The organism is Paracoccus sp. IB05, from assembly GCF_016405985.1.
Classification (GTDB): domain Bacteria; phylum Pseudomonadota; class Alphaproteobacteria; order Rhodobacterales; family Rhodobacteraceae; genus Pseudogemmobacter.
The window spans coordinates 46,778-55,005 of the sequence record NZ_JAEFCF010000036.1; the positions used below are offsets into that span (position 1 = coordinate 46,778).

An 8,228-nucleotide genomic window follows, 5' to 3' on the forward strand; every position below is an offset into this window, starting at 1 on the left:
AACCCGGCCTGGGATGCTTCGGCGAAACCCGAAGCATCCGACACCGCTTTGCGCTAAACTGCCCCCAACCGGAGGAGCCCCATGGCCACATCGAATCGCATTGCCGAAGTGGCCGCCGCCGTGGGCGAGCCTGCGCGTGCCGCCATGCTGGCGGCCCTGATGGACGGGCGCGCCCTGACCGCCGCCGAACTGGCCGACCTGGCTGCCATCACGCCGCAGACGGCCAGCGGCCATCTTGCCCGGCTGACCTCGGTCGGGCTGATCACGGCGGAAAAGCAGGGACGCCATCGCTATCACCGCCTTGCCGGCGCCGATGTCGCGCGGATGATCGAAAGCGTCATGCAGATCGCAGGCGGTGTGACATTGGCCCGGACCATACCCCGGATTGGCCCCAGGGACGCGGCCCTGCGGCAGGCGCGCACCTGCTATGACCATCTCGCGGGGGGACTTGGTGTCAGCATCGCCGATGCCCTGCGCGCCAGCGGGGCGGTAGAGATCGACGGCGATGCCGCTGCCCTGACCGAGGTTGGCCGGGCGCAGATGCAGGCGCTCGGCATTCTCGCACCCGCCCGCAGCACCCGCCCGCTCTGCCGCCCCTGTCTGGACTGGAGCGAGCGCCGCCCGCATCTGGCGGGTGCCCTGGGCGCCGCGATCTGCAGCCATGCGCTGGATCAGGTCTGGGTGCGACGCCGCGCAGGCACACGGGCGCTGGAGATCACACCGGCAGGCAGGATCGGGTTCAGGCAGGCCTTCGGGGTGGTAACTGTTACAGGCCAACCGGGCCTTGCTGCATCCCAGGCTGAACGGCAGCCGTGGTAATGCCCGCCTGGCAATGACGCTGATGGCCCACAGGGCGCGAGGCCGCCGCCCCCGCATTTCACCAGCTCGCGGATCAGGTCACACCCAAAGCCTTGCGCGCCATGACACCAGCGACGCTTTCTGCGTGCGGATTTCATCCGCGCGGTGATTGCCTGTCCCTCCTCCGGGGGCCGTTCGGCAAAGACCTGCCCGCGACGCCTGATGCGGCCCGACGTGCGGATGAGACCTGAGCCGCCAAAGAGGTCACGCTGCCCTGTCATCCTGCAGAACCCTTCACGTTGCAGGCAGGACCGACCCGCTTTTGCTCACCGTCGCCGGGAGACACCTCCAGGGGCGGTGCGGAACAGCAGATCCAGAGGCCTTCGATGCGGGGGGACAGTTACCCGGATCGCGCCTGTGCCTTCCGTGTTTTCCGGGGCGCAGTAATTTCACGCGCATTAAGCTCGCTTGAAATCCCGGCTCGGGAAGCGCTTGCGGGTTTGTTGCTCCGGGTTGCGCGCCCCGCCCGCTGTCCGCATCGGCCCGGGGGTGGCTCGCCCTCTGGGGTGAGATCAGCAATCGTGCCGCATTGTGCAATCTCCATCGCGCCCGCTTTCAGGATGGCCTGTTCCAGGCCGCGCAAACCGCCGGCCACCTCTGCCGGAGCCGCCACAGCCCTGCCCGATATGCCGGAGCCGTCGTCATTCCAAAGTATGGTGACGCCTCGCTGGCCCCGAAGCGCAAAGGCTGACAGTCTGACCCTTGCGGACCCTGATCCCGGAGGTGGAAGGTGACAGCTGACGGTAATCCCGGTAATCCCGCGCCGCTCCGGCAGGTGGCCGCGCTGGCACGTGATGTTTCGGCGGGGCTGATTGGCCATCACGTCCTTGTCGAGCGGCTGATGATCGCATTGCTGACCGGTGGCCATGTGCTGATCGAAGGGCCACCCGGCCTTGCCAAGACCCGCGCGGTGAAGCGCGTCGCGCAGGGGCTGAGCGGCGGCTTCGCCCGCATCCAGTGCACCCCTGACCTGATGCCCTCGGATATCGTCGGCACCCAGATCTTCCGCCCCGATGGCGGTCGCTTCGACTTTCAGCCGGGGCCGGTGTTTCACGATCTGGTGCTGGTGGATGAGATCAATCGCGCCCCCCCCAAGGCCCAATCGGCGCTGCTGGAGGCCATGGGCGAGGGCCAGGTGACGACGGCGGGGGTCACCCGCCGCCTGCCGGATACATTCATGGTGGTCGCCACGCAGAATTCGATCGAGCATGAGGGCACCTTCCCGCTCCCCGAGGCGCAGCTTGACCGCTTCCTGCTGCATCTGAACCTCGAATTGCCCGATGCTGCCACAGAACGCGCCATCCTTGATCTCGTCGAGAGCGAGGCCAGAGAAGCGCCGCCGCCGCCTGCCGAAAAGCTGGATGGCGAAACGATCCGCGCCGCGCGGGCGGCTGTCGCAGACATCTTCCTTGCGCCGGCGCTGAAGGATTTCATCGTGCGGCTGGTGGTGGCAACGCGGGAAACAGCGGGGGGCCCGCTGGACGGGCTGATCGAACATGCGGTCTCGCCGCGCGGCACGCTGGCGCTGGCGGCAGGCGCGCGGGCGCGGGCGGCACTGCTGGGGCGCGACAACGCGCTGCCGGAAGATGTCGATGCGCTGGCGGCAGATACGCTTTCGCACCGGCTGATCCCCAGCTGGCGCGCGGTGTCCGAAGGTCTCGGCCCCCGAGACCTTGTCGAGCGGTTGCTGGCCCATGTTCGTCCGTGGTGATCCCCCCCGCGCCAGTGCTGCTGCCGATCCCGCAGGGCTCAGCGCCGGGCGGCTGATGGCGCTGGAACCGCTGGCCGCGAAAGAGTTGCGCGATGCGGCGAGCCTCGCCGAACGGCCGGGCAATACCGCCACCCGCCGCCGGGGCAATGGCCATGAGATCCGCGAATTGCGCCCCTTTGCCGAGGGCGATGATCCGCGCCATATCGATGCCGCCGCCACTGCAAGAACCGGCGCGCCGCAGCTGCGCAGCTTTCATGAGGATCGCGAGTATAATCTGATGCTGCTTGCGGATTTCCGGCGTCCGATGCTCTGGGGAACCCGGGGCCGGCTGCGTTCGGTCGCGGCAGCAGAGGCGCTGATGCTGGCCGGGTGGAAGGCCATTCTGGCGGGTGGCGCGGTCGGGGCAGCGGTGCTGACCGATGACGGGCCCCAGATCCGGCTGCCCCGTCCGCGGCATCGCGGCATGGCCGGGGTGGCGGCATGCCTGGCCGATGCCCATGCCGCAGCGCTGGAGCGGGCCGGCCCGGGAAAGGGAGAAAGCCTGGCGCTGGCCCCCGCGCTCGCGCAACTGGCCCGCCAGGTGCCACGCGGCGCCGGCATCCTGCTTGCCACCGGCCTGGATCTGCCGGGTGAAGGGCTGGATGCCGCCCTTGCCGCCTTGCGCGCGCGCGGCCCGTTGCAGCTTTTGCTGATCGAAGACGCGGCAGAGACCGCGCCGCCGGCCATGGCAATGCCCTGTATTACCCGCGCGGGCGAGGCCGGGCATCTGCGCCTTGATCCGCTGCCGGCGGAACGGGATGCGCGGGCCGCGCGCTACCAGGTGCCGGGCCAGGCCGTGCGCCGGATTTCCACTGCCGGATCATCGCCATGAATGACGATCTGCTGCACAGCCTGCATCCGCCGCGTCTGCCTGAGGCCTTTGCCGCCCCTGGCGCAGGCGATTTGCTGGCGGGTTTTGGCCTGGGCCTGATCCTCGCCGCGCTGATCCTGACGCTGGCCATGCCCTTGCTGCGCCGCCGCCCGGCAGTGCCGCGCATGCGCGCGAGGCTCGCCGCGGCGGCGGCTTTGCCCGAGGCGGAACGCAGCCTTGCCCTCGCCCGGATTGCAACCGCAACGGGACGCCCGCTGCCCGAGGATCTGCGCCAGGATCTCTATTCCCGCAAAGGCGCTGATCCTGCCCGGCTGGAGGCGCTGATCCGGCAACGCAGGCGGCGGGCCGCCCCGTGATCACATTCGCCACGCCTCTCGCCCTTTTGTTGCTGCCCTTGCCGCTGCTGGCGCGGCTCTTGCCGGTGCAAAGCGGCGGTGGTCAGGTGATGGAACTGCCCGAAGGCATCGCCGCTGTCGCCCGCCCCACCGAGGCGCCGGACCATCGCCGGTCGCATTTGCTGCTGGCGCTGATCTGGGCCAGCCTCTGCCTTGCGCTGGCCGGGCCGGAACGGGTCGTGCTGATGCCCGATCAAAGCGCCTCTGGCCGCGATATCATGATCGCGCTGGATATGTCGGGCAGTATGGCGACGCCCGATTTTGCCCTGGACGGCGCCACGGTCACCCGGCTTGAGGCGGTGAAACAGGTGGCGAAATCCTTCATCGCGGCGCGCAGCGGCGACCGGATTGGCCTCGTGGTCTTTGCCGACCGCGCCTATGTCGCAGCCCCCCTGACCTATGATCTGAAAGCGGTCAGCCGGGCGCTGGATGAGGCAGAGATCGGGCTGACCGGGCGCTCGACCGCGATTTCCGAAGGGCTGGGCCTTGCGCTCAAACGCAGCCTTGCCGAGGCCTCGGATGCCAGGGTGATCGTGCTGCTTTCGGACGGGCGCGAGACGGGGGACCGCACAGATGCCCGCCTTGTCGCCGGCCTTGCAGAAAAGGTCGGGGTGCGGATCCACACCGTCGCCCTTGGACCCGAGGATCTGGAGACCCGGCCCGCCGCCCGTGACGCGGTGGACGTGGCGATGCTGCGCGCCATTGCGCAAGAGGCCGGCGGCGAGACCTTCCGCGTGCGCACGACCGCCGATCTGCAGGCGATGGCCGGGGCGCTTGACCGGCTGGAGCCCAACCCCACAAAGCGCCCGCCGGTCGAAGTGCCGCATCCGGTCTGGACCTGGCCCGCCGCGCTGGCGTTGTTCCTGACCCTCGTCGCCGGCTGGAGGCGATGGGGATGAGCGGCTTTCTGCTGTTGCGGCCCGCCTGGCTGCTGGCGCTGATCCCGGTGCTGGCGCTGGCGGCTTTCGCGCTGCGGCGCAACCGGCGCGGGGCCTGGACGGCTGTCACCGATCCGGCGCTGATCCCGGTGCTCCTGCACCTGGGCTGGCTGCGCAACAGCGCCGGAACCCGGGTTATGCTCTTGCCCTTTATTGCTGTCGGGGTGACGGCCCTTGCGCTGTCGGGCCCTGCGGTGCCCCAGGCCGGCAGAACCGAATTGCGCGCGCTGGATCCGCTGGTTCTGATGCTGGACCTCTCGCCCTCGGTGGTCTCCGAGGCGCGAAGCCTGTCAGACCTCCAGGCAGCGGCGGCCGGGCTGATCACCGCAGCGGCGGGGCGCCCTGTTGGGATGATGCTTTACACTGCCGATGCCTGGCTTGCCTCGGCGCCCACCACCGACAGCGATACCCTCCTCAGCCTGATCGGCGTTCTGGACCGCGAAACCGCGCCGATTGCCGGCAGCCGTCCTGATATCGCGCTGGCCATGGCGCGCGATCTGTTTTCGACAGCGGATGGAGAGGGGCACAGCCTGCCGGGCGGTGTCGATCTGGTGCTTGTCACCGATGGCGGCGGCAGCGGCCCGCGCGCCACCGAGGAGGCCGCGCGCCTCGCCAGCGATGGCGCCAGGGTCTGGGGGCTGGCCCTGACCCCTGCCGTTGCCGCTCCGGCTCAGGATGCGGCGGGCCTTGCAGCCATTGCCCGGGCGGGCGGCGGCGAGAGCTATGCATTTGCGGATATCCCGGGTCTTTCCACCGCGATCACCCGCGCCCGCAGCGCGAAACTGGCGCGCGAAGATGTCGCCGGCGCCGGGATGCGCGATCTCGGGCCATGGCTGCTGGTGCTGGCGCTGGCCTGCCTGTTCCCGCTGTTCCTGAGGTGGCGCTGATGCGGCTCGCCCTTCTCCTGTCCGGGCTTCTGGCCCTCGTGCTGGCGGGCAAGGCGCCGCTGGCAAAGCTTCTGATCCTTGCGGGTCTGCCCGCTTTCGCCGCCCCCCTGCTCGAAGATCCTGCGATCCGGGGTGTCGCGCTGTATCAGGCAGGCGAATACCAGGCGGCGGATGACGCCTTTCGCGTGGCGGGCCGGGTCTCGACCTATAACCGGGGCCTGTCGCTCGCGATGACCGGCGATCTGCCACTGTCGCTCGCCTATTTCGATGCCGTCCTTTTCGCCAATCCCGCCGACAGTATCGCTCGCGAAAACCGCAACGCCGTCAATGCGCTGGTGCCGCCGCATCTGGGCGAGGCCAATGCCGCCGGGCGGATCGCCGCGAAGGTGATCGCCAGCCCGACCGGCGTTCCCTTTGACGAGATCAAGCGACTGGGGAAACCGCTTGATGCCGGTGGCCGGGTCGCGGATGGCACCTGGCTTGAAAGCATCCAGGACGATCCCGGTGAATTTCTGCGCCTGCGGCTCGAGGCCGAACATCTGCGGCGCCTTTCGATGGGGCTGACCGCGCCGGATCAGGGGGACCCATGGTAAGGCTGCTGGCTCTGATCCTCGCGCTGCTGGCGCTGCCCCTTGCGGCTGGCGCCGAGGCCGGTCTGAAGCTGTCCATCCTGCGCGATGGCGACGGCCCGCAACCGGTGGTGGGTGAGATGATCCCGGTCATCATCCGCGCCGTTTACGACTACAAGATCGCCAATGAAAAGCTGGAGATCACCCCCAGCACGGCGTTCGACTGGATCCAGACCCATCCCGATGACTGGCATGAGGAGCGTATCGACGGCCTGCCGAAGATCGTGATGGAGCGCAGGCTGGCGCTCTGGCCAAAGCGGGCGGGGCCTTTGCAATTCGGCCCGGCGCGCCATCAGCTGACCATCATCAACAGGCAAAGTCAGCGTGAGGATGCGCTGGTGGTGGCACCACCGCTGATGCTCTCGGTAGGAGAGTTCCCGGCGCTGAAAGGCTGGCATTTCGCAGCGTCAGAGATTGACCTGACCGAAGAGCTGTCCACTGACCCTGCGCATCTTGCCGATGGAGAGACCGTGACCCGGGTGATCCGGCTGCGGGTGGCTGATGCGCTGCCCGAACAGATCCCGCCCCGGCCCGTCGTGTCAGAAAACTGGCTGATCACCTTTGCCGCCCCCACAAGGCGCGAGCTGATCCGCACCGAGACCGGGCCAGAGACCGAGGTGATCTGGTCCTGGCAATTCCGCCCCCATACCGGCGAGCCGGGTGTGCTGGAGCCGGTGAAGATCCCCTGGTTCAACACCCGGTCGCGCCGGATCGAGACGGTCGAAATTCCCGCGCTCACCATCGGCTATGCCAGTTTCTACACCGGCCAGGTGCCGCGCGGGCAGATCGGGACCGGACAGGCGCTGGCGCTGGCGGCCATGGTGGCGCTTGGCCTTGCCCTGGGCTCTGGCCTTGCCGCCTGGCGGCTGCGCCCGGATCGGAGCGGTCAGGCGCTGCGCCGGCTCCGGGCGCGCTACGCGCCGCTGGCGCTGATCCGGCGCTGGCAGGCCTGGCGCAAAGGTGATCTTCTGACCCTGCGCCGCCTGCTGGGCGAGGCGGGCGCGGCGCCGGAAAGGCTCACGCGGCTCGAATCGCAGATCTACGGGCGGCCGTCACAGCCGCCGCCACAGCCGGCTTCTGCGGCGCCGCCTCACACCTTTGGCTGAATTGTCGCCAGCCGGGCCGCGTTCAATAGTGCAGATAACAAGGCCGCTGTGGCCGGGGAGGAACATATCGTGACCTATGAGAATGTGAAAATCCATCCTGCGGTGGATGGCGGCGTGAAAAAGGGATCTGCCGGCTTCGGCGGTGGCACTTTGCATTGCAATTGTGCCAGCGACCGGGTCGAGGTGAAGGTCTCGGCGCAGACCGCGCATAACCATGTCTGCGGCTGCACCAAATGCTGGAAACCCGATGGTTCGGTCTTCGCGCAGATCGCCGTTGTCGGGCGCGACGCGGTCAGCGTCACCGCCAATGAGGGCAAGCTGAAGATCGTGAATGCGGCCGCGCCGATCCAGCGCCACGCCTGCACAGGCTGCGGCGCGCATATGTATGGCCGGATCGAGAATAAGGAACACCCGTTCTACGGTCTCGATTTCGTGCATACCGAGCTTTCGGACCAATCGGGCTGGTCGGAGCCGCAATTCGCGGCCTTTGTTTCCTCGGTGATCGAATCCGGTGTGGATCCGTCGCGGATGGAGGGCATCCGGGGCCGGCTGCGCGAACTGGGGCTGGAACCCTATGACGCGCTGTCGCCGCCGCTGATGGACGCGATCGCCACCCATGCCGCGAAAAAATCCGGCGCTCTTCCCGCCTGAGCGATGCCCCCGCGTCCGGAGCGGTGTAACACGCTTTCCGGACCGGGGATCTCAGCCCGAAACCCCGCCATGCCCCGGATCCGTCCGGCGGCATGGCGTCACAAAGACAGCATGTTAAGGACCTGACCCATGCGTACCCGTGCCGCCGTTGCTCTTGCCGCAGGCAAACCGCTGGAAATCAT

9 protein-coding genes are annotated in these 8,228 nt (G+C 68.4%); all 9 read left to right on the plus strand.

The features are described 5' to 3' along the window. Nucleotides 1-81 precede the first annotated feature (81 nt). The 9 genes from JC607_RS19555 to gfa all read left to right on the plus strand — a co-directional run bounded on the left by JC607_RS19555 (nt 82) and on the right by gfa (nt 8,046). Nucleotides 82-819: a helix-turn-helix transcriptional regulator gene (locus tag JC607_RS19555; protein WP_198838558.1), complete on the plus strand. Its 738-nt coding sequence runs from the start codon at nt 82-84 to the stop codon at nt 817-819. A gap of 769 nt (nt 820-1,588) precedes the next feature. Next, nucleotides 1,589-2,569 carry an AAA family ATPase gene (locus tag JC607_RS19560; RefSeq protein WP_370584889.1) on the plus strand — a complete coding sequence of 327 codons (981 nt, stop codon included), beginning with the start codon at nt 1,589-1,591 and terminating at the stop codon, nt 2,567-2,569. Then, the gene (locus JC607_RS19565; RefSeq protein ID WP_198838559.1) at nt 2,553-3,440 is read left to right on the plus strand and encodes a DUF58 domain-containing protein; all 888 of its coding nucleotides are present in this window, start codon (nt 2,553-2,555) and stop codon (nt 3,438-3,440) included. The genes JC607_RS19560 and JC607_RS19565 overlap by 17 nt, the downstream gene beginning before the upstream one ends. Continuing rightward, nucleotides 3,437-3,796, plus strand: a complete 360-nt coding sequence (locus JC607_RS19570) for a hypothetical protein (RefSeq protein ID WP_198838560.1) — start codon at nt 3,437-3,439, stop codon at nt 3,794-3,796. Before JC607_RS19565 ends, JC607_RS19570 begins: the two co-directional genes overlap by 4 nt. Next, complete coding sequence (locus JC607_RS19575; RefSeq protein ID WP_370584890.1) at nt 3,793-4,734, plus strand: VWA domain-containing protein; 942 nt, start codon at nt 3,793-3,795, stop codon at nt 4,732-4,734. The genes JC607_RS19570 and JC607_RS19575 overlap by 4 nt, the downstream gene beginning before the upstream one ends. After that, complete coding sequence (locus JC607_RS19580; protein WP_198838561.1) at nt 4,731-5,660, plus strand: VWA domain-containing protein; 930 nt, start codon at nt 4,731-4,733, stop codon at nt 5,658-5,660. Before JC607_RS19575 ends, JC607_RS19580 begins: the two co-directional genes overlap by 4 nt. Continuing rightward, entirely contained in the window at nt 5,660-6,253 is a 594-nt protein-coding gene (locus tag JC607_RS19585; protein WP_198838562.1) for a hypothetical protein, read from the plus strand. The genes JC607_RS19580 and JC607_RS19585 overlap by 1 nt, the downstream gene beginning before the upstream one ends. Then, nucleotides 6,247-7,395: a BatD family protein gene (locus JC607_RS19590; RefSeq protein WP_198838563.1), complete on the plus strand. Its 1,149-nt coding sequence runs from the start codon at nt 6,247-6,249 to the stop codon at nt 7,393-7,395. Before JC607_RS19585 ends, JC607_RS19590 begins: the two co-directional genes overlap by 7 nt. 69 nt (nt 7,396-7,464) lie before the next feature. After that, complete coding sequence (gene gfa / locus JC607_RS19595) at nt 7,465-8,046, plus strand: S-(hydroxymethyl)glutathione synthase (protein ID WP_198838564.1); 582 nt, start codon at nt 7,465-7,467, stop codon at nt 8,044-8,046. The last annotated feature ends 182 nt before the right edge of the window (nt 8,047-8,228 follow it).